This is a genomic window from Sneathiella sp. D3-11 (assembly GCF_055809395.1).
The window spans coordinates 2419382-2439979 of the sequence record NZ_CM147911.1; the positions used below are offsets into that span (position 1 = coordinate 2419382).

Genomic DNA, 20598 nt, shown 5'->3' on the forward strand with positions numbered 1-20598 from the left:
GGTGTTTTTCTCTCCGCCTGGGATATTCCTGCACCGACGGTAAAAGTTGAAAAGGTTATTCCGAATGACCAATTCCCCAAATAAATTCAGGTGTTTGTTCGGCGCTGGCCTGTTGATTGCGGGCCTGACGACTATGGCACCAATAGCCGCAGCACAGGAAAAGCCTCTTAATCTGGTGCCGCTACTTGGTAAATCGGCCCCCGCGACGCAACCTGAGAAAGCTCCAGCGAATGCATCGCAGACGACATCCGCGCCACAAAAAAACGTGCTGGAAGGGAGCCGCATCAAGGGGGCCGTCGTTGTCCAGTCTCTGGGCGGCTTGAACCCTGCCTCCATTGGCATTTTGAGCGCGACAAATGGTGGGTTGGGGACGGACATGTGGCAGGGAACGCCGCTAGAGCGTGTTGTGACATTGCTTAAATACCTCCCCGTTCCGAATGCATCTCCCGAGATGCAGACGCTTTATCGGCGGTTGCTGCTGACAGCGGCCACAATTCCGCAAAGTCAAGCGCAGGGCCAATCATCGGATCTGATCGAGCTTCGTCTTGAGAAACTGATGGCCGCCGGACGAGTGACGGATGCATCGGACATGGTGAACCGGGTGCCTGCGTCTAGTATGACGCCAGAGCTTAACCGCATTGCAACCGAAATTATGTTGCTTAAAGGCGAGAACGATCAAGCCTGCAAAATTGTGGGCCGGACCAAGGCGGCAACTGCCGACAATTTTTGGACAAAGGCAGATGTCTTTTGCAATATGGTCGCGGGCAATATGGCACGGGCGGAAATTGGCCTTAGCCTTCTCGACGAGACAGCAGGGGAGGATGCACTTTTTTTGCGCTCTACGACCGCCTGGCGGGAGGCAGTGCAGCGCTTCCTGAGAACGGCCAGCCTCTAACGCCCTTGCATTTTGCGATGATGAGCTTATCGAAAACGTCACTTCCCATTGCCTCAATGAAGAACGCTGGAAATGCAATCCTTTGGGCGCTCGCAATGGATAAAACTGCGGGGATCAATTCCAGATTTGCCGCCGCTTATGAATCGCTGGCCGTCGGTAGCATTCCCGCGATCCTCCCGCGCCGCCTTATAAGCGAAGGCGCTTTTCTCGAAGGGGCAGAAGAAAGCCCCATCCTTGGGCAGATTGCGGCGCTTTATCGCGAAACCTTAGGGGCCGATGCGGATGCTGAAAAGGCCCGCTTGCTCGGTGAGCTTTGGGCCGTCGGGGGGCAGGACGGCTCGTATCTAGCCGCCGCCGACCTGTCCATGCCGCTGCTGTCGGGAATGACAGCGGCTGAATATGGAGATGTGTTTGAGCTGGACGCCTTGCGTCTTTCGTTGGTCGGGAAGGAAGAGGCAACCGCTTCACTATGGGAACGTGCAGTTCGCCGTGGAGCGCTAAGGGGGGACTTTTCGGCACGTGAGATCGCGCGGAAATTTATCGCCCGCGCGGATGCCTACGTACTCATCTCCGGTACGACCGGCATTGCGCGCTGGAATGCGGCCAATTTTGACGCGACGGACTTTGGCCATAGCGGTGCAACAGCAACTGGAGACAATACGGGACTGTATCTCGCTATTCTTGATGTCTTCGACGAGCCGGTATCAAGTGATCTTTGGGCGGCTGCGCTTGGCGCAGGCCAAACACCTAGGTCGGGTTTTTCAAATTTTGTAATTAAGAAAAACCTGCAGATTGCGGCGGACGCTGGTTTGGTGGGCGAGACTGTTGCGCTATCACTAGCCGCAATTGGGGTCGAAGGGCCCGGCAAGACCTCAACCGAGACGTTGATCGCGGTAATTGACGCGCTCAAGACTATCGGGCTTGAAACAGAAGCACGACAACTTGCGCTAGAGGCCGCCGTATTGCGGAATCTTTAAGATGTCCCGTTACTATATTGAGGGCTTTCTTGAGATGCTCTTGACAGAGCGGGGCGCTGCGGAAAATACGTTGTCCGGATATCGCCGGGATCTAAATGACTTTGAGAGTTTCGCCCTCCGGTGCGGAAAAGACCTTTCAAGCGTATCTGCGAAGGATATTCAGGCTTATCTCAAATTGCTGGATGATTGCGGCCTAAAGGCAAGCACGCAGGCGCGGCGTTTAAGCGCCATACGGCAGCTTTTCTCCTATTTGTTGGGGGAGGATATTCGTCATGATGATCCCGCACTGAACATTGATAGCCCGCGCGCCGGACGACGGTTACCGAAATATCTGACAGAAGCCGAGGTGGATAGCCTTCTGGCCGCGGCGGACGGGGATACGCCGGAGAAGAAACGTCTTCTGTCGCTATTGCATCTGCTTTATGCGACCGGCCTTCGGGTATCGGAGCTTGTATCTCTGCCATTTCCGGCGCTGCGTGATCAGGATCGTTTCCTTATTGTGCGTGGCAAAGGCAACAAGGAACGCCTCGTTCCGGTGAATCAGTCGTCCAAACAGGCACTGGATGATTACCTTGATGTGCGAGAAAAATTTTGCCCCGACGGAGGTCATTCGAAATGGCTTTACCCGTCGCGGGGAGGGCAGGGCTATCTTACCCGTCAGCGCCTTGGTCAACTCCTGAAGGAACTCGCGATTGAGGCGAATATCGATCCCGCGAAAGTATCCCCGCATGTCCTGCGGCATGCCTTCGCCAGTCATTTGCTGGCCAATGGCGCTGACCTTCGAAGTCTTCAGAAAATGCTGGGGCATTCGGATATTTCGACAACGCAGATTTACACCCATGTCCTGCAGGAGCGGCTTAAAGAAATAGTCGCAACCCACCATCCGCTGGCGTGACGCAAATTTATTCGCTGAAAACTTGACTCTGCCACGCGGCTAACGCAATTTCCTCGCAATAAATTCACAAACTAAACCGAAGAAAGTGTAGAACTCATGAGCTTTACTGTTCCGGAACCTTGCGTTTCGCGCCTGAACCGTTGTGAACTAGCCGTTCCCGGCTCCAGCCCTCATATGTTTGAAAAAGCGGCCAAGTCAGACGCAGACGCCATTTTCCTAGATCTGGAAGATGCAGTTGCACCGAATGACAAGGTGCAGGCACGTAAGAATATCATTGAAGCCCTGCATGATATCGATTGGGGCGATAAGGTGATGTCTGTCCGGATCAACGGCCTTGATACGCATTACATGTATCGCGACATTGTGGACGTGGTTGAGCAAGGCGGGGAACGCCTCGACCTGATCATGATCCCGAAAGTAGGCACGGCCTCCGACGTATATGCCGTTGATATGATGGTGACACAGATCGAGGCGGCAACAGGACGCAAAAAGAAGATCGGGTTTGAGCATATTATCGAAACCGCTCTCGGGATGCAGAATATCCATGAAATCGCGGCGGCAAGTAAGCGCAACGAAAGCCTGCATTTTGGTGTGGCGGATTATGCGGCATCGACAAAGGCTCGGACAACCTCCATTGGCGGACCGAACCCACTTTATGGTGTGCTGACGGACCCGGCGGAAGACGGAAGCCGCGATTTTCATTGGGGTGATATGTGGCACTATGCCATCGCCCGCATGGTTGTGGCGGCCCGAGCCAATGGTCTTCGTCCGATTGACGGTCCGTTCGGTGATTTCTCCGATCCTGATGGGTATATTGCCCATGGTAACCGCGCGGCCATCCTTGGCTGCGAAGGGAAATGGGCCATCCATCCGAAGCAAATCCCTCTTGCCAATGACATTTTCACCCCCGCTGAGGAAGAAGTGGCCAAGGCGCGCCGCATTCTGGAAGCGATGGAAAAGGCACAGGCAGATGGCGCGGGCGCGGTTGCTCTTGATGGTAGGTTGATCGATATTGCCTCGATCAAGCAGGCAGAAGCCCTGGTTAATCAGGCGGACATCATCGCCGCACGCGGATAATTTTTCGCATCACATAGCTGTCACTATTTTTAATACTGGCGGAACGGTTGATTGACGTAACCGTTCCGCCAATTTATTAATCAGACCGTTGATCACTATGGGGTTTGGACATTTAATGAATAATTTTCTTGATTTTGAGAAGCCGATTGCTGACCTGGAAGGCAAAATCCGCGAGCTGGAGGGGTTGGAAGACGGCAGTGATATCGAGATCAAAGAGGATATTGCCAAACTCCGCCAGAAGGCTCTCCACCAGCTTGAGCAAACCTATGCAAAGCTCACTCCCTGGCAAAAAACGCAAGTTGCCCGCCATGTGGATCGACCAAAACTAAGCGATATCACGGCGCAGTTGATTGAAGAATTCACGCCTCTTGCTGGAGACCGGGCCTTTGCTGATGATAAGGCGATTGTCGGTGGCATGGGCCGCTTTCGTGGCCGTAGTGTTGTCGTGATTGGCACGGAAAAAGGCAAGGATACAGAATCCCGCCTACGTCATAATTTTGGCATGGCGCGGCCCGAAGGATATCGCAAGGCGCAACGTCTGATGCGAATGGCCGATCATTTTTCCCTTCCCATACTGACTTTCATTGATACATCCGGTGCCTATCCCGGGATAGGTGCAGAAGAACGCGGGCAGGCAGAGGCGATTGCCCGCTCTATCGAAGTGAGCCTTGATGTACGCGTGCCCATGATTGCTTCAATCGTCGGTGAAGGGGGCAGTGGTGGGGCGGTGGCCTTGGCGAGCGCGAACCGTGTCCTGATGTTTGCGAATGCCATCTATTCCGTGATTTCACCGGAAGGCTGTGCGGCAATTTTATGGAAAACGCGTGACAAGGCGCAGGAAGCGGCGACCGCAATGAAGGTTACTGCGCAGGACCTCTTGAAGCTCAAGGTTATCGACCGAATTGTTGATGAGCCTGTTGGCGGTGCACAGCGGGACGTTCCGGCTGCAATTAATGCGCTCGGGGATGCAATTGAAGAAGAACTTACTTCCCTTGTGGGCAAGGAACCGGGCGAGCTCCGTGAGGAGCGCCGCCGTAAATTCCTTGCGATTGGTCGCCTCGAAGAAGGCTGATCATTAGCCTGTAAAGGCTTTCCCGAGACTGCGAACACTTTCCTGGTGGGCAGACCAGTGACGCCCACCAATCATGCCGCCGTCCACAAGGAAGTCGGCGGCGTTGACGAAGGTGGAATCGTCCGACGCGAGGAAAAGGGCCGCCTTGGCAATGTCATCGGGAAGACCTGCCCGACGAATGGGCTGCGCGTGGGATAGCACTTCTCCGGCTACCTGCGCCGTATCTTCCGCAGCCTGACCTTTAAGACCCAGGGCCTTGCCGAAGATGCCGGTAGCGATGGCGCCAGGGGAGATAGAGTTGACCCGGACATTGCTCTCGCCCAGTTCCATGGCAGCGCTGCGCGTCAATTGTAAGACGGCTGCTTTCGCACTGCTGTAAACCATTGAGGTTGAGTAGCCCGCGAGATGGCCTGCGATACTGCCGTTGTTGATAATACTGCCGAAACCCTGCTTCTTCATAATGGGCGCTGCATGTTTTATTCCAAGGAGAACGCCGCCGAAAAGGAGCGTCATCGCTTCCATCGACTTATCAAAGTCGACAGTTTCTATGCTGCCAACGGGGGCCGGGCCGCCTGCGTTATTGAAAATGCAGTCGAGCTTGCCGAATTTTTCAGCCGCTCCCTGGATGAGGGACTGCATATCCGCCTCAATGCTGGCATCAGCGCGGAAGAAATGTACGCTGTCGCCTAGTTTATCGGCTATTGCTTTGCCTTCCGCTTCGCGGCGGCCGGAAAAAACAACGGTCGCGCCTTCTTCAGCGAAGACTTCTACGGTGCGCAGGCCTATCCCGCTAGTTCCGCCTGTTATAATGGCTACCTTATCCTGTAATCGGTTCATTTTCGTTCTTCTTTGTTTGAGCTTTTGAATTGGGAGTATAAGACTATATCAATACACGGCGTGCTAGGAATAGATGTTTTTCGCCATTCCGGCAGAGATGACTTTCCAATTTGTAATTTTTGACTAAACTGGCGCCTTGTAACTTAAGGGGGATTATCGTCGCGTGCTCTACCATGGCGTAATTATTATTGCCTATGCCTTAACGGCCGTGGTTATCGCTGTGCAAACGCCAGTTTATGTCCAAGGGATTGACCCGGTCATTGGCTATTGGGGCGGGGGCGTATTTTTCCTTGTTTGTGCCTTGATCCATGATTTTATCATGCGGCATGTGGAGCGATCGCGATTTCAGCGTGACTTGCTAAAAATGCGCAGCGATCTCGATATGGCGGAAACTGGTCTTGATCGCTTTGACAACATTCTCGGTCGCCTTGCGGGCAAAGACGGAAATATGGATAGCTTTGCTGGCGAAATGCAAATATTGCGCAAATTGCTGAAGCAACTTTCAACGGATCAGACAACAAAGACAAAAGAGGATGAAGAAGAAATCATCCTTTCCGCAGATGAGGAATTGGTGGAGGCACCGGAAGAACAACCTGAACCACTCCGTAATAGTGATGGTCCGGACGAGGAAATCATGCCTCAGGATGAGTCCATACTGGAAATCGTACGTTCCGGCTTGCAGGAAAACAAGGTTGATCTTTATCTGCAACCGATCGTTCGACTACCTCAGCGCCGCACGCTTTTCTACGAGGCGTTTTCACGTATTCGCGGACCTCAGGGGAAGTTATCACGCCAAGGCCAGTATCTTTTAGTTGCCGAGAATGCAGGTTTGATTGGAACCATTGATAATCTGTTGCTCATTCGGTGCGTACAATTGATCCGCCGGGTCCGTCAGCGCAATTCGGATATCGGCTTTTTCGTAAATGTATCCGCCCGAACATTGAACGATACGTCCTTTTTTCGTCAGTTTGTCGAATTCCTGGACCAGAACAAGGATTTGAGCAATAGCCTGATCCTTGAGTTCGCACAGGATGATGTCGATAATGCTTCTGATCCCGTTCAGAAGGGGCTATCCACCCTAGCGAAAATGGGTTTTTCATTTTCCCTTGATCATGTGCAGCGGCTTGATTTCGATTTCAGCGAGCTTGGGAAGCGGCATTTCCGGTATCTCAAAGTTGCCGCAGAGGAGCTTCTTCCCGGTCGCCCCGGTCTGCCAATGGATATTCATCCCGATGATTTACGGGAGGCCCTGCTGCGTGAGAATATCGAACTCATCGCCAGCATGGTTGAAGATGAAGACACCGTGATTGGCCTTTTGGATGTAGAGGTTGGATTTGGGCAGGGGTATCTTTTCGGTGTGCCGCGCCCACCTCAATCCGTAAATTAACAGGTTATATTTTATGTCTTTCAAGATTATTTCCGGCCTTGCCGGAGTTGCGCCGAGCTATGAAGCTTTCATTCTCGACCTATGGGGTGTGGTGCATAATGGCCATCATCCCTATCCCGGCGTACTGGATTGCATGGACAGGTTGCGGGGTGAGGGTAAACCGATACTCCTTCTTTCTAACGCCCCGCGTACAAACGGCTATGTGATCGAATTTTTGGAAAATATTGGCGTGGCGAGGGAACGATATGACCATATTCTGACTTCTGGCGATATAACGCGCGAGGTGCTGGTGCGTCGGGATCATCCTTTCTTACAAAACAGTGGTGGGGCTTTTTACCAGATTGGTGCAGTTCGCGATAAAGGGTTGGAGGATGGTCTTGGCTATCAACGGGTTTCGTCCGTTAGAGAGGCAGATTTCTTGATTTGCACGGGTCTCGTGGACGATCAAATCGAGACGCCAGAGGATTACCGGGAATTATTGCACGAAGCGCTAAAAGAGGATCTACCGATGCTCTGCGCCAATCCAGACCTGACCGTGATGCGTGGGACGACCTCTCACTATTGCGCAGGCGCGATTGCCGCCCTTTATGAGGAACTCGGCGGGCGGGTAGAGCTTTTCGGAAAGCCGTATCCGGAAGTATATCGGCAGGCGATGAAAAAATTACAGTTATTGGGGCCGTCAGGGATTCTCGCGATTGGCGATAGTATGAGAACCGATATCAAGGGTGCCGACGCCAGTGGGATCGATAGCGTCTTAGTGAGCGGCGGGATACATGCCGATGACTGGGGCCTGCAGGATGGTCAGTTGCCGACAGCGGCGCAGATAGATGAGGTCGCACAAGTTCATCAATTCTCACCGACTTATGTGATGGGACATATGGTTTGGTAGGTACGGCAAATTTCTCTTTAGTCAAAGAGTGCGTCAATTTCGTCCTGCGCTTTATTGCCCGAACTCTCTCCCGTATCGCCGGAGTTTTTGTCTTTCTTTTGTGAGCTGTCGTCATCTGCAGCAAAAAAGAGTCAACGTCGTCCTGATTGACACCCTCTCCCGCCAGAGCCGGGCCATTCAAGAGATCACTGTCATCGCCCGCGCCCAAATCTGCCTCTGCTTCGGCGACATTATCCATGTGATGCCCCCACGCTTTGGTGAGGCGTGCGAGATATTCCTCGATATAGTTGAGGGTGGAGACAACCTTGCTGATCCGTTGGCCGGTAATATCCTGAAAAGAACAGGCTTCGAAAATCTCCATGCAGGCGTCATTTACGACGTCAGCGTCCGTTACTTTCGCAGACATAATCTTTTCGGTCGCGCTCATGATCTGGTTGGTTGCGTTTTCCGTGGCCTCCACGATCGCATCCAACTCCTTGCCCGCCCGGGGGAGCTTGTCTTGCTTTAGATCGTTTGGCCGAATTTCGGCAATTTCCGATCTGGCGGCAGTGATAAAATTTGCAAGATCCTGGCAATCCTGGTGCAGTAAGGCAATCGCCTTCCTCAGCTGAATGACCTCTTCCGTATCGGACATTAGAAGTCACCAAGAACCGATGAAATTTTTGTCTTTAGGGTTGCTGCATTAAAAGGCTTGACGATGTAGTTATTAACACCGGCTTTTTTCGCGGCGACCACATTATCGGTCTTGGATTCTGCCGTAATCATAATGAAAGGCGTGCTTTTCAGGGTTTCGTCTGCCCGGACTTCCTTCAAGAGCTGGTAGCCGGTCATAGGTTCCATGTTCCAGTCTGAAATGACCAAGCCATAGTTCTTTGCCCGCATCTTCGCGAGCGCGGCGGATCCGTCTGCTGCTTCATCGACTGCGTTAAAGCCGAGCTGTTTGAGAAGGTTGCGGATAATGCGCAACATAGTCTTGTAATCATCTACGATGAGGATCGACATGTTCATATCGACTGCCATTGAAATGCCCTCTTAACTTTCCTAAAAATTCGTTTCAGTCAGGGTGTAAATCGAGACTCCGCCTTAACCATTCCAGTGGAGATTAAATTCGGAACCTTAAAAAAATGGTTAATTTGGATATAGTTTTATAAAAACTGGCTTAATTGATCGCGTCAGGATGGTCGATCTCGTTACAATGCTTGCGGCAACGCATTATTTCCTTCTATATAGCTCGACGTATCGCGGACAAGAATGAGTAGGAACACGATGTCAGTTTATGAAGAATTGCACGGCTATTTCCTGGAAGATCTGGAAGTCGGCATGACGGAAATTTACGCCAAAACGATTACCGAAGCTGACATTGTCATGTATGCGGGTATTTCGGGAGACACAAATCCGGTTCATCTCAATGCTGAATTCGCTGAAAAGACGATTTTCAAGGAACGCATAGCGCATGGCATGTTATCCGCGGGTCTTCTTTCAACGGTATTCGGAACCAAGTTGCCGGGGCCCGGGGCGATTTACATGAACCAGAACCTGAATTTCAAGGCCCCGGTTTGTATTGGTGATACAGTAGTGGCGCGCGTGACGCTGCGGGAAATCAATGGCAAACGAGTCACTTTTGACTGCAGCTGTACGATCGGCGAGACTGTTGTGCTGGATGGCGAGGCAACCTTGATGGTATCACGGCGAAAATAGGATAAACGAGAGAGTACGGATTTCAGTCAATGCGCATTTTACGCGATCACAAAAATGTTCCTGAAGGGTGCCGCGGGCTTGTATTGGCCATAGGAAATTTCGATGGTGTTCATCGGGGGCATCAGGCTGTCATCGCGGAAGCCCAGGAAATAGCGGACAGGCTTGGACTGGCCGCAGGTGTATTGACGTTTGAACCTCACTCGCGGGAGTTCTTTGCGCCTGATGCACCGCCGTTTCGTCTCTCAACCCTTGATACGAAGGCAGCACATCTGAAGTGGCTCGGCCTTGATGTCATGGTGGCCCTTGAGTTCAATCTGGCTTTCTCTCAGAAAACAGCAGAAGATTTCGTCCGCGATGTGCTTGTCGATGGATATAACGTTGCGCATGTAGTTGTTGGCTATGATTTTATTTTTGGCCACAAACGTCAAGGAACGACGGTAGTCCTTGCGGAACTTGGTAAGAAATACGGTTTCAACGTGACGGTGGTGGAGCCGGTCGGAGAAGGCACTGTTATTTTTTCTTCCACTGCGATCCGCGAATGCCTGAAAGCGGGCGATCCCGGCAAGGCTGCCTTGCTGCTCGGACATTGGTGGGAAATCGAGGGGCCGGTTATCGAAGGAGATAAGCGTGGACGTACGATTGGATTTCCGACTGCGAATATTCCGCTTGTCGGTTATCATCACCCTAAATTGGGCGTATATGCAGTCCGGGTTGGGCTGCACCGGGGAACGCATGTCGACTGGATAGATGGCGTGGCGAATTTTGGCATGCGGCCGACCTTCGATAAAAAAGATGTCCTTCTGGAGGTTCATCTTATGGACTGGGAGGGTGATCTCTATGATCAAAGCCTCCGCGTTGCCTTTGTCGACTTTATTCGTCCGGAAATGAAGTTCGCCGGGATTGACGAGCTAACCGCGCAAATTGCTGAGGATGCGAAAGCTGCCCGAAAAATTCTCGCCAATCATAGTAATCGGCAAACCAAATATGCGGACAAAAAAGTTAATAGCTAGCTACTCTTCTTTTCTGGTTTGCAGCTTTGCCCTTTTTCTGGCTGTGGCATTGCCAGCGCAGGCCTATGACCGTGTTTACTTCCCCAGCCTTGATGGCAAGACCCAGCTAACGGCGTATATAGCGAAACCGGAGGGCGCAGGGCCGTTTCCAGCAGTTGTTCTCATGCATGGTTGTGGGGGTATGCATTATTCTGGGAATGTCTCTCCGCTTTACGCAAGCTGGGCGAAGTTGTTCAATGATCACGGGTTTGCGACGCTGACTGTTGACAGTGCGGGTCCAAGAAACATGGGCGTTTCCTGTGGGAACAGGGAAAAACGTGGACGAATGTATCGGGAGCGCCCCTTCGATGCCTATGGCGCGCTTGAGTACTTGCAATCTCAGAACTTTATAATGCCGGACAAAATTGGCCTTGTCGGCTGGTCCCAGGGCGGCGGCACTGTCCTCCTGACTATAGTGAACGAGAGTATCGCGCGACCAAACCCAGCTCCACGCTATGATTTTGCTGCCGCAGCGGCGTTTTATCCGGCGCTTTGTAATGACAGGCTGCAATCCAAACCTTTTACGAAGGTGGCGCCGCAAAGCTGGTCTACCAATATTCCGTTATTTGTCTTGCAAGGTGAGGCCGATAACTGGACGCGCCCCGAACCATGTGCGCAATTTATTGGCGAGGTGAAAGTACGGGGAAATCCAGTCTCTATCAAACTCTATCCTGAGGCTTATCACGGATTTGATGCCCCTGGCAGCAGGATAAGGAAATTGCCGCAATATACGACCACATTGGGTGTTATCCCGATTGTCGGACCCAATCCGGTGGCGCGTGCGGATGCCCGTAAAAGGTTGCCTGAATTTCTCAAACAGTATCTTTCGCCGGAAAAAGGGGATTAAGGGAATGGGATGGCGCATAAAACCGCTAATTTTTGCTCCTTTCCGGCTATGATTTCTCGACAGCAGAGCACGGAGTTGATAAAACACCTGCCATGACAGAATTACGGATACATATAGCTGGTTTCCTTGGGCAGAGTGTCGCCTATGACCGAATTATAAGCCCGGCCTTTGCTGTATAGGGCCGGGTAATAAAGGTTCACACCTGATGATCAGGCTAAAACCAGAAAAGATGCGGCTAACCGCCGCGCATGATTTACCGATAAATTGAGATACTGTTAGGATCAGTTTGCCCCGATGAGCACTGACTATAAATCGACGCTATTTTTACCTCGTACCGATTTCCCCATGAAGGCTGGCCTGCCCGCGAAAGAGCCCGGATTGCTGGACCGCTGGGAAGAAATGGATCTTTTCGGCCGTCAGCGGGAACAGTCAATGGACCGCGAAAAATTCATTCTTCACGATGGCCCGCCCTATGCAAACGGCAATTTGCATATTGGCCATGCGATGAACAAGATCCTGAAAGACGTGATCAGCCGGTCACAGCAGATGATGGGCAAGAACGCGCATTATGTTCCCGGCTGGGACTGCCACGGCCTTCCGATCGAATGGAAGATCGAAGAAAAATACCGCAAGGCCGGTAAAGACAAGGATCAGGTGCCGGTTGTTGAGTTCCGTAAAGAGTGCCGCGACTTCGCGACCCACTGGGTCGGTGTCCAGAAGGAAGAGTTTAAGCGCCTTGGCGTGATCGGCGATTGGGAGCGGCCCTACACGACTATGAGCTTTGATGCCGAAGCACAGATCGTTCGCGAACTGCACAAATTCCTGATGAATGGCGGCCTTTATCGTGGATCGAAGCCGGTCATGTGGTCGCCGGTTGAAAAAACGGCGCTCGCTGAAGCTGAGCTTGAATATCACGATCATACGTCGACAACGATCCACGTACGCTTTCCCGTAAAGTCTGGCCCGGAAGAATTTATGGGCGCGTCCATCGTTATCTGGACGACAACCCCTGGACGATGCCGGGCAACCGCGCAATCTCCTATGGTCCAGATATGGAATATGTCGGGATAGAAGTAAAAGAGGTTGCCGAAGGATCGCTCGCTGTCGTTGGTGAGAAGCTATTCGTTGCGACAGAACTTCTGGAAGAGGTCCAAAAGGAAGCAGGAATTGCCGCTGCCGAAGTAATCTGGCGCGGCAAGGGAGATGCCTTCAAGGGCGTTATCTGTCTCCACCCCTTCCATGGCAAAGGATATGATTTCGATGTGCCGCTGATTGATGGTGATCATGTTACGGTGGATGCCGGCACTGGCTTCGTCCATACGGCCCCGGGCCACGGTCAGGAAGACTATGAAGTCGGTATGATACACGGCATTGAAGTGCCGCACACGGTGGACGAAGATGGTACCTTTTACGATCACGTACCGATGTTCGCAGGTCAGCATGTCTACAAATGTAATGACGGTGTGGCAGATGAGCTAGAAAACGTTGGCGCCTTGTTGAAGCGCGGTAAGCTCGTCCATTCCTATCCGCATTCCTGGCGGTCGAAGGCGCCGCTGATCTTCCGCAATACCAGCCAGTGGTTCATTTCGATGGAGACGAATGACCTTCGCGCGAAAGCACTTAAGGCCATCGACGAAACGAAATGGTTCCCGGCCTCTGGTCGAAACCGCATTCATGCAATGATCTCGGGCCGTCCAGACTGGGTTCTCTCGCGGCAGCGGGCTTGGGGTGTGCCGATCACGGTCTTCACCCACAAGGAAACAGGTGAACTTTTGCGTGACGCCAAGGTCAATGCGCGCATTGAGGAAATCACGGAAGCGGAAGGATCAGACGCCTGGTTTGATCTCGCCGGCGCAACGCTTCCTTGGCAACGACTATAACGCTGATGATTATGACATGGCGCAAGACATTCTCGATGTCTGGTTTGATTCCGGTTGTACCCATGCTTTCACGCTGGAGGCGCGGCCGGAACTGCAATGGCCGGCTTCGCTTTATCTTGAAGGAACGGACCAGCATCGCGGTTGGTTTCATTCGTCACTCTTAGAATCATGCGGCACCCGCGGGCGCGCGCCGTATGATGCTGTGTTGACACATGGGTTTGTGATGGATGGACAGGGGCGCAAGATGTCGAAATCCCTTGGCAATGTCGTCGCTCCGCAGAAGATCATCGAGCAGAATGGCGCCGATATCCTGCGGCTCTGGGTGGTAGCGTCGGACTATTCCGAAGATATGCGTATCGGTAATGAAATTGTGAAGGGGCAGGTCGACAGCTATCGCCGTCTCCGAAATACTTTGCGTTTCATCCTCGGAAACCTAGAGGGTTGGGATGAGAATGAGCGGCTGGAAGTTAACGAAATGCCGGAGCTTGAGCAATGGGTGCTGCATCGGCTTTTTGAGCTGGATAAGATGATCCGTACGAACTGCAATGTATATGAGTTCAGCCGTGTCTTCACGGCCATCCACAATTTCTGCACATTGGAATTGTCGGCCTTTTACTTCGATATACGCAAAGACACGCTTTATTGCGACGGGGAGAATGACATACGTCGTCGCGCCGCCCGGACGGTCCTTGATCAGTTGTTTCATTGCCTGACGGCATGGCTTGCGCCGATGCTTGTCTTTACGGCCGAGGAAACCTGGCTCACCCGTTATCCCGGTGAAGACAGTAGCGTTCACCTGCGCCAATTCCCGGATATTCCGGCGGAGTGGGAGAACGGCGCACTTATGGATCGCTGGTTCAGTGTGCGAGCTTTCCGTCGTGTGGTAACGGGCGCGCTGGAAATCGAACGGCGTGAGAAGCGGATAGGCTCCAGCCTGCAGGCCTCCCCCACTGTCTATGTGAGCGAGGAATATAAAGCGCTGCTTGACCAGTTCGATCTTGCGGATATCTGCATCACTTCCGGTGTCACGCTCTCAACCGATCCTGCGCCGGTGGGTGCCTTCACTCTCGAAGAAGTATCCGATGTTGCCGTGGTTCCAGCCCTTGCCGAAGGCGAGAAATGCCAGCGCTGCTGGAAAATTCTTGATGAGGTGGGAACGCATGATGTCTATGATGACCTCTGCCACCGCTGCGCCGATGTTGTGGGTTCCTTGCCTATGGAAGTCGAGGCGTGAGCAATATGCTCCGTCTTGGGCTTATCGTTGCCTCGGTGATCATTGCGGTCGATCAGGTCAGCAAGATGTATCTGATCGACCTGATGGCGCGCTATCCGCACGGAATTGAAGTGACGAGCTTCTTCAATCTCGTCATGGTCTGGAACAGAGGCGTGAGTTTTGGCATGTTCGCTGGCGACAATATGCGCTGGATCCTGGTTGCTGTTGCCGTTGTAATTTCCATTGTCGTTTTCTTCTGGCTCAGAAAAGCCACAAATCGGATGTTATCTATTGGTTTGGGGCTGGTATTGGGGGGCGCGATCGGAAATATCATTGACCGTATCAGATTCGGGGCTGTCGCGGATTTCTTCGATTTTGATTTGATCTTCATGCGCTGGCCCGCCTTTAATGTTGCGGATATGGCTATTGTTGTCGGTGTGATCGTGATTTTGTTTGAAAACTTGTTTCAGGGACATAATTCCGATAAATTATCGGCATGAGGGAAGGGTTCGATATCATGCGTAGTGGGAGATTTCTGACCAGCTTGGTCCTGTTGTCTGCTGTCCTGTTGACGGGCTGCGAGGGCACAAAGCAGGCGCTTGGCATCGGGAAAAAGGAAGGGCCGGATGAGTTTACGGTCATTACCAAGGCGCCCCTGATCATCCCGCCGGATTTCTCGCTTCGTCCGCCGGCACCCGGACAGAAAGGGCCGCAAGACATTCTCGCCGAGAATAGCGCGAAAGCTGCATTGCTTGGTAATCAGCCCAATACGGCACCGGTGACCCACAGCGATGCGGTTGCAGCTGGCGTCTCCACCGGGGAACTCGCTCTACTGCGTCAGGCGGGTGCGGAAAATGTTGATCCTAATATCCGCGAGGTGGTCGACACAGAGACTGCCGTCCTAGCCGAAAATGATGAAACCTTCATGGAAAAGATCATGTTCTGGCAGGAACAGCCACCGTTTGGAACTGTTGTAGATCCGGTTAAAGAGAAAAAGCGTCTTCAGGAAAATGCCGCACTTGGAGAGAGTCCCGCGGCCGGCCCGGAAACACCGATTATCGAGCGGCGCAAGCGCGCGCTTTTGGAAGGGCTGTTTAACTAGACCGCTCCGTTTCACTGACGACAGCAGCATCTTTGACGAAATCATGACAAATAATGGCGGCATAGTCTTGTAAATCCCTGTGCCTAACCCATTATTTTAGGATAACAGTATTTTATGCGACCGGAGGCTATCCATGAGCCCGATGCGACCGCTATTTGTTTTTGTCTTGATTTTTGGCCTGATTTTCGGTGGTAATCCGGAAAAGCTCTTTGCCGAAGAAAATATCCCAACCTTGTTCGATCCGAAAGTGACGACCCTTGATAATGGCCTGCAGGTTGTCGTGTTGGAAGATCATCGTGCGCCCGTCGTGACACATATGGTGTGGTATAGGGCGGGTGCGGCGGATGAAAAGCCGCTTAAATCCGGGATCGCGCATTTTCTCGAACATTTGATGTTTAAGGGAACCAAGACCCTGCAGCCCGGAGAGTTTTCCGAGATTGTCGCCAAAAATGGCGGGCAGGAGAATGCCTTCACCTCGCAGGATTACACCGCCTATTTCCAGAATGTCAGTGTCGATAAGCTACCACTTTTTATGGAGATGGAAGCGGATCGGATGGCCAATCTGGTGCTGACTGATGAAGTGGTCGCACCTGAGCTTAAGGTCGTGTTGGAGGAGCGCTCTCAGCGCACAGACAATAACCCGGCGGCACTTTTCGGCGAGCAGTTTGATGCGGCGCAGTTTCTGGCGCATCCTTACGGTACACCGGTTATCGGATGGCGTCATGAGATTGAGAATTTGACGACGGAAGATGCGCTGGAATGGTACAACACTCACTATGCGCCGAATAATGCTATTCTGATTGTTGCAGGTGACGTCGATGCGGATGACGTGTTCAAATTGGCGGAAAAATACTACGGGCCTATTGCAGAAAAGGAAATTCCAAAACGCGAACGTGTTCAGGAGCCACCGCAGCTAGCCAAACGCGTACTTGAGATGAGCGACAAACGGGTGCGTCAGCCCTCATGGCGCCAAAGCTATCTTGCCCCGTCGGCACGGAGTGAGGACCAGATGAATGTCCGGGCACTTGAAGTGTTGAGCCAGATTCTGGGCGGTGGGGTGACCAGTCGCCTCTATGATAATCTGGTTGTCGACAAGAAAATCGCAACCAGCGCAGGCGCGTACTATCGTTCAGGCTCCTATGACAAATCAACTTTCGTTCTTTATGGCAGCCCGACACCGGATAGTAATTTGGACGATGTAGAGACGGCCATACATGCCATTATCGAGGATATTGTCCAAAATGGCGTGACAGAAACAGAAATAGCCCGGGCCAAGAACAAGCTTCTCGCCGATGCGATTTACGCACGGGATAGTATTCGCGACGCGGCAAACATTCTTGGGTCTTCGCTCGCCAGCGGAGAGAGTATTGATCAGGTTGTTAATTGGCCGAAGAATATTTCAAAGGTGACCGCAGAGGACATCCGAAATGCTGCAAAATCGGTGTTTGATGAACGGCAATCCGTTGTCGGACGTCTTCTTCCGGAACAAGTGAAGAGTTAAGGGAAAAATCATGTTGCAGATTTATTGCCGAATCGCGGCTGGGCTTGTCGTTGCCTTCTTTCTCTTAATTAGCTTGCCCGCTCGGGCGGTTGAAGTGACCGAAGTGACCAGTCCCGGCGGTATCAAGGCCTGGCTGGTTGAAGAGGCCTCCATTCCGATTGTCAGCATGAAAGTTGCCTGGCGGGGCGGCGCTAGTCTCGACCCTGCTGACAAGGCGGGCCTCGCCTATCTTGCTTCCTCTACCATGGATGAGGGGGCCGGAGAGCTTGACAGTAAAAACTTTCAGGAAAGATTGTCTGACCTCGCCATTCAGCTCAGCTTCGATGCCAACAAGGACAGTTTTTCGGGCAGCCTTAAGACATTAAGCGAAAATACCGAGGAGGCATTTCGCCTTTTCGGCCTGGCCATAACGGGCCCGCGTTTTGATGATGAGCCCGTGGAACGTATTCGCGGCCAGATTCTTGCCTCTCTTAATCGAAAACTTTCTGATCCGAACAGTCTTGCCGGACGTGCCTGGTTTGAACTGGCTTTCGGAGACCATCCATACGCCCAGCCATCCGAAGGAACGATCGACACGATGGCTGCGATTACCCGCGATGACCTCACCGCATTTGCGAAGACTCGGCTGGGTAAGGACAATATGCAGATCGGCGTTGTCGGGGATATTTCAGCAAAGGAACTTGGTGTCCTTCTTGATAAGACATTCGGCGCATTGCCGGAACAAGCAGGCATTTCCGCAATCCCGCAGACAGAACCTCTTCCTGAAGCAGCAATTAGGATCATCCCGCAGGATATTCCGCAAAGCGTGGTCATTTTCGGGGGGCAGGGCGTAAAACGCGATGATCCAGATTATTACGCGGCCTATGTATTGAACTATATTTTGGGTGGGGGGAGTTTTCAATCCCGATTGACTGAGGAAATACGCGAGAAACGGGGCCTGGTTTACTCCGTCTACAGCTACCTCTATCCAATGAAGGCGGCTGGCCTGCAAATGGGAGGCTTCGGGACAAGTAATGCCTCGGTAAAAGATGCACTTGATCTGGTTGAAGTCGAGCTTCTGCGTATTCGTGAACAGGGCGTAACGAAAGAGGAACTTGCTGCGGCAAAAACCTATCTGAATGGTTCTTTTCCGCTCAGCTTGTCGTCCAATGACAGCATCGCAGATATTCTGGTCGCTATGCAGTTCAGCAATCTTCCGATTGACTATCTGAATGATCGGCCCGCCCTGATCAATGCGGTTAGTGAGGAGGATATCAAGCGCGTCGCACAAAAGCTGCTTGATCCGGAAAAGCTGATTGTTGTCGTCGCAGGAAAGCCGGAAAATCTTGAGGCGAAGGGTGTGGGCGCCGAAAAGAATTAGGCCGATCCCCTAGGCTGACCCGCCCAATTTTGCTAAGGTATTTCTGAAAATTCCTGATGGATCGACCATGCCTTTAAGACGCTTGCCCGACAATATTGTAAACCAGATCGCCGCAGGCGAAGTGGTGGAGCGGCCTGCTTCCGCTGTCAAGGAACTGGTGGAAAATGCAATCGACGCTGGCGCAACTCAAATTGACGTTGTAATGCGCGATGGCGGGCGTTCACTGATTACGGTCACGGATAATGGTAGCGGGATGAGCGCGGAAGAGCTTGAGCTTTGTTTCGAGCGGCACGCAACGTCCAAGCTTCCCGATGATGATCTTGTCTTCATACAGAATTTGGGATTCCGCGGGGAAGCCATCCCCTCCATTGCCTCGGTGAGCCGTATGTCCATTACGACCCGACGGGAGGGAGCGGATACCGCCTGGAAAATGACGGTTGAAGGCGGGAAGAAGATTGCGCCGGTACCCGGTGGCGGACAGAAAGGAACGCGGGTCGAGGTTCGGGATATATTCTTCGCAACACCGGCAAGGCTCAAATTTTTGAAAACGGAGCGGTCGGAGTTCGGCGCGGCGCTTGATGTTGTTCGGCGACTCGCTATGGCTTTCCCTGCAATTTCCTTTTCCTTGACGGATGAAAACCGGACGGCCCTTCGTGTCGCAGGATCAGACGGCGACCTCTTTGATGCTTGGCTGGATAGGCTTGGCGCTGTTATGGGACGGGAATTTGCGGATAACGCCATTCGGATCGACGCGGAGCGTGATGGCGTTAAGCTGGCGGGTTATGCAGGTGTGCCGACCTTTAACCGGGGTAACGCTACCATGCAGTTCATGTTCGTCAATGGCCGTCCGGTGAGGGACAAGCTTTTTACTGGAGCTGTTCGCGGTGCCTATATGGATTTGCTGGCACGCAATCGCCATCCCTTGCTTGCACTGTTTCTGGAGGTTCCTGCGGATCAGGTAGATGTTAACGTGCATCCCGCCAAAGCCGAAGTACGGTTTCGTGATTCGGGTGGTGTTCGCGGACTGATCGTGGGATCGTTACGCCACGCACTGGCGGAACATGGTCATCGCGCCTCCTCCACCATTTCCGGTCAGGCGTTGGGCGCGTTCAGGCCGAATAATACCTTGCTTCCTATGCAGCCATCTAACCGTCCGGCAGCGAGCTGGGGGCGTTGGAACGAGAACCAATCGGCCACACTGTCATCAGGGATGGCGGAGGCAGGCGCAGAATACCATGCCCCTCTCACGGCTGAGAGCCCTCCGGTCGCGCGGAGCATTGACGAAACGCCCCTGCAACAGGAGAAGGTACGTGCGCTGGAACAATATCCTCTGGGTGCCGCGCGTAGCCAGCTTCATGAAACCTATATCGTCGCCCAGACTATGACTGGCCTTATTCTTGTCGATCAACATGCGGCGCATGAACGGTTAGTGATGGAGCGGATGAAGAAGCAGTTGGCGGAGAAAACCGTCGCGCGACAGATGCTCCTCTTGCCGGAAGTCGTTGAACTTGATGAAGTGTCGGCAAATCGTGTCGCGGAACGAGCGGAGGAACTGGCGGAGATGGGATTGATGTTGGAGCCTTTCGGTGTTGGGGCCATTGTGGTGCGGGAAACGCCTGCCATGCTAGGTGAGTGTAACATCAAGGGGTTGGTGCAGGACTTGGCCGATGATTTGGCGGAACTCGATACAGCACTGTCGCTGAAGGACCGGATGGACGATGTCTGCGCGACAATGGCCTGTCACGGCTCTGTGCGGGCCGGCCGGCGGCTCTCCATCGATGAGATGAATGCCCTGCTGCGAGAAATGGAAGTTACGCCCCATAGTGGCCAGTGCAACCACGGAAGGCCTACCTATGTGGAATTGCAACTTGGTGACATTGAAAAATTATTCGGACGCCGGTAAAACCTTTTGCTGATAA

General features: G+C 52.7%; 17 protein-coding genes and 2 pseudogenes. 16 read left to right on the top strand and 3 right to left on the bottom strand.

The window, feature by feature from the left end; translation table 11 throughout:
* Positions 1–64 precede the first annotated feature (64 nt).
* The 5 genes from AC0L73_RS12360 to AC0L73_RS12380 all read left to right on the top strand — a co-directional run bounded on the left by AC0L73_RS12360 (position 65) and on the right by AC0L73_RS12380 (position 4916).
* Positions 65–895, top strand: a complete 831-nt coding sequence (locus AC0L73_RS12360) for a hypothetical protein (RefSeq protein WP_473653870.1) — start codon at positions 65–67, stop codon at positions 893–895.
* 95 nt (positions 896–990) lie between these two features.
* The gene (locus tag AC0L73_RS12365; protein ID WP_473653871.1) at positions 991–1872 is read left to right on the top strand and encodes a hypothetical protein; all 882 of its coding nucleotides are present in this window, start codon (positions 991–993) and stop codon (positions 1870–1872) included.
* Position 1873: 1 nt separating this feature from the next.
* Complete coding sequence (gene xerD, locus AC0L73_RS12370; protein WP_227947908.1) at positions 1874–2767, top strand: site-specific tyrosine recombinase XerD; 894 nt, start codon at positions 1874–1876, stop codon at positions 2765–2767.
* A gap of 96 nt (positions 2768–2863) precedes the next feature.
* Entirely contained in the window at positions 2864–3844 is a 981-nt protein-coding gene (locus tag AC0L73_RS12375) for an HpcH/HpaI aldolase/citrate lyase family protein (RefSeq protein ID WP_227947907.1), read from the top strand.
* A gap of 115 nt (positions 3845–3959) precedes the next feature.
* A complete protein-coding gene (locus AC0L73_RS12380) occupies positions 3960–4916 on the top strand; it encodes an acetyl-CoA carboxylase carboxyltransferase subunit alpha (protein WP_227947906.1) in 957 nt (318 codons plus the stop codon).
* A gap of 3 nt (positions 4917–4919) precedes the next feature.
* On the opposite strand, the gene AC0L73_RS12385 is transcribed toward AC0L73_RS12380, so the two are convergent.
* The gene (locus tag AC0L73_RS12385; protein ID WP_227947905.1) at positions 4920–5753 is read right to left on the bottom strand and encodes an SDR family NAD(P)-dependent oxidoreductase; all 834 of its coding nucleotides are present in this window, start codon (positions 5751–5753) and stop codon (positions 4920–4922) included.
* A 163-nt stretch (positions 5754–5916) separates the two neighbouring features.
* Here AC0L73_RS12385 and AC0L73_RS12390 point away from each other — a divergent pair, with 163 nt between their 5' ends.
* Complete coding sequence (locus AC0L73_RS12390; protein ID WP_473653872.1) at positions 5917–7140, top strand: EAL domain-containing protein; 1224 nt, start codon at positions 5917–5919, stop codon at positions 7138–7140.
* A gap of 13 nt (positions 7141–7153) precedes the next feature.
* Complete coding sequence (locus tag AC0L73_RS12395; protein ID WP_227947903.1) at positions 7154–8029, top strand: TIGR01459 family HAD-type hydrolase; 876 nt, start codon at positions 7154–7156, stop codon at positions 8027–8029.
* 181 nt (positions 8030–8210) lie between these two features.
* Here AC0L73_RS12395 and AC0L73_RS12400 read toward each other — a convergent pair.
* Positions 8211–8663: pseudogene (locus AC0L73_RS12400) on the bottom strand (hypothetical protein); the annotation flags it as partial.
* Positions 8663–9049, bottom strand: a complete 387-nt coding sequence (locus AC0L73_RS12405) for a response regulator (protein WP_227947901.1) — start codon at positions 9047–9049, stop codon at positions 8663–8665. The pseudogene AC0L73_RS12400 and the gene AC0L73_RS12405, both read right to left, overlap by 1 nt.
* Positions 9050–9295: 246 nt before the next feature.
* On the opposite strand from AC0L73_RS12405, the gene AC0L73_RS12410 reads away from it, so the two are divergent.
* From AC0L73_RS12410 to mutL, 9 genes and pseudogenes are all read left to right on the top strand, one after another.
* Positions 9296–9727, top strand: coding sequence for a MaoC family dehydratase (locus AC0L73_RS12410; RefSeq protein ID WP_227947900.1), 432 nt, complete (start codon positions 9296–9298; stop codon positions 9725–9727).
* 29 nt (positions 9728–9756) lie between these two features.
* A complete protein-coding gene (locus AC0L73_RS12415; protein WP_473653873.1) occupies positions 9757–10737 on the top strand; it encodes a bifunctional riboflavin kinase/FAD synthetase in 981 nt (326 codons plus the stop codon).
* Positions 10712–11623, top strand: a complete 912-nt coding sequence (locus tag AC0L73_RS12420; RefSeq protein ID WP_227947898.1) for a dienelactone hydrolase family protein — start codon at positions 10712–10714, stop codon at positions 11621–11623. Before AC0L73_RS12415 ends, AC0L73_RS12420 begins: the two co-directional genes overlap by 26 nt.
* A 294-nt stretch (positions 11624–11917) precedes the next feature.
* Positions 11918–14737 (top strand): annotated as a pseudogene (gene ileS, locus AC0L73_RS12425) (isoleucine--tRNA ligase).
* Positions 14738–14742: 5 nt separating this feature from the next.
* A complete protein-coding gene (gene lspA, locus AC0L73_RS12430) occupies positions 14743–15216 on the top strand; it encodes a signal peptidase II (RefSeq protein WP_473655447.1) in 474 nt (157 codons plus the stop codon).
* A 17-nt stretch (positions 15217–15233) separates the two neighbouring features.
* Positions 15234–15818, top strand: coding sequence for a DUF3035 domain-containing protein (locus AC0L73_RS12435; RefSeq protein ID WP_227947896.1), 585 nt, complete (start codon positions 15234–15236; stop codon positions 15816–15818).
* Between the two features lie 133 nt (positions 15819–15951).
* Positions 15952–17319 carry a M16 family metallopeptidase gene (locus AC0L73_RS12440; protein WP_227947895.1) on the top strand — a complete coding sequence of 456 codons (1368 nt, stop codon included), beginning with the start codon at positions 15952–15954 and terminating at the stop codon, positions 17317–17319.
* A gap of 10 nt (positions 17320–17329) precedes the next feature.
* Positions 17330–18679, top strand: a complete 1350-nt coding sequence (locus AC0L73_RS12445) for a M16 family metallopeptidase (protein ID WP_473653874.1) — start codon at positions 17330–17332, stop codon at positions 18677–18679.
* Positions 18680–18746: 67 nt separating this feature from the next.
* The gene (gene mutL / locus AC0L73_RS12450) at positions 18747–20582 is read left to right on the top strand and encodes a DNA mismatch repair endonuclease MutL (RefSeq protein WP_473653875.1); all 1836 of its coding nucleotides are present in this window, start codon (positions 18747–18749) and stop codon (positions 20580–20582) included.
* The last annotated feature ends 16 nt before the right edge of the window (positions 20583–20598 follow it).

Excerpts from the sequence above, each read along its gene's own strand:
- AC0L73_RS12360 (WP_473653870.1), top strand. The coding sequence starts at position 65 with ATGACCAATTCCCCAAATAAATTCAGGTGTTTGTTCGGCGCTGGCCTG.
- AC0L73_RS12365 (WP_473653871.1), top strand. The coding sequence starts at position 991 with ATGGATAAAACTGCGGGGATCAATTCCAGATTTGCCGCCGCTTATGAA.
- xerD (WP_227947908.1), top strand. The coding sequence starts at position 1,874 with ATGTCCCGTTACTATATTGAGGGCTTTCTTGAGATGCTCTTGACAGAG.
- AC0L73_RS12375 (WP_227947907.1), top strand. The coding sequence starts at position 2,864 with ATGAGCTTTACTGTTCCGGAACCTTGCGTTTCGCGCCTGAACCGTTGT.
- AC0L73_RS12380 (WP_227947906.1), top strand. The coding sequence starts at position 3,960 with ATGAATAATTTTCTTGATTTTGAGAAGCCGATTGCTGACCTGGAAGGC.
- AC0L73_RS12385 (WP_227947905.1), bottom strand. The coding sequence starts at position 5,753 with ATGAACCGATTACAGGATAAGGTAGCCATTATAACAGGCGGAACTAGC.
- AC0L73_RS12395 (WP_227947903.1), top strand. The coding sequence starts at position 7,154 with ATGTCTTTCAAGATTATTTCCGGCCTTGCCGGAGTTGCGCCGAGCTAT.
- AC0L73_RS12405 (WP_227947901.1), bottom strand. The coding sequence starts at position 9,049 with ATGGCAGTCGATATGAACATGTCGATCCTCATCGTAGATGATTACAAG.
- AC0L73_RS12410 (WP_227947900.1), top strand. The coding sequence starts at position 9,296 with ATGTCAGTTTATGAAGAATTGCACGGCTATTTCCTGGAAGATCTGGAA.
- AC0L73_RS12415 (WP_473653873.1), top strand. The coding sequence starts at position 9,757 with ATGCGCATTTTACGCGATCACAAAAATGTTCCTGAAGGGTGCCGCGGG.
- AC0L73_RS12420 (WP_227947898.1), top strand. The coding sequence starts at position 10,712 with ATGCGGACAAAAAAGTTAATAGCTAGCTACTCTTCTTTTCTGGTTTGC.
- lspA (WP_473655447.1), top strand. The coding sequence starts at position 14,743 with ATGCTCCGTCTTGGGCTTATCGTTGCCTCGGTGATCATTGCGGTCGAT.
- AC0L73_RS12435 (WP_227947896.1), top strand. The coding sequence starts at position 15,234 with ATGCGTAGTGGGAGATTTCTGACCAGCTTGGTCCTGTTGTCTGCTGTC.
- AC0L73_RS12440 (WP_227947895.1), top strand. The coding sequence starts at position 15,952 with ATGAGCCCGATGCGACCGCTATTTGTTTTTGTCTTGATTTTTGGCCTG.
- AC0L73_RS12445 (WP_473653874.1), top strand. The coding sequence starts at position 17,330 with ATGTTGCAGATTTATTGCCGAATCGCGGCTGGGCTTGTCGTTGCCTTC.
- mutL (WP_473653875.1), top strand. The coding sequence starts at position 18,747 with ATGCCTTTAAGACGCTTGCCCGACAATATTGTAAACCAGATCGCCGCA.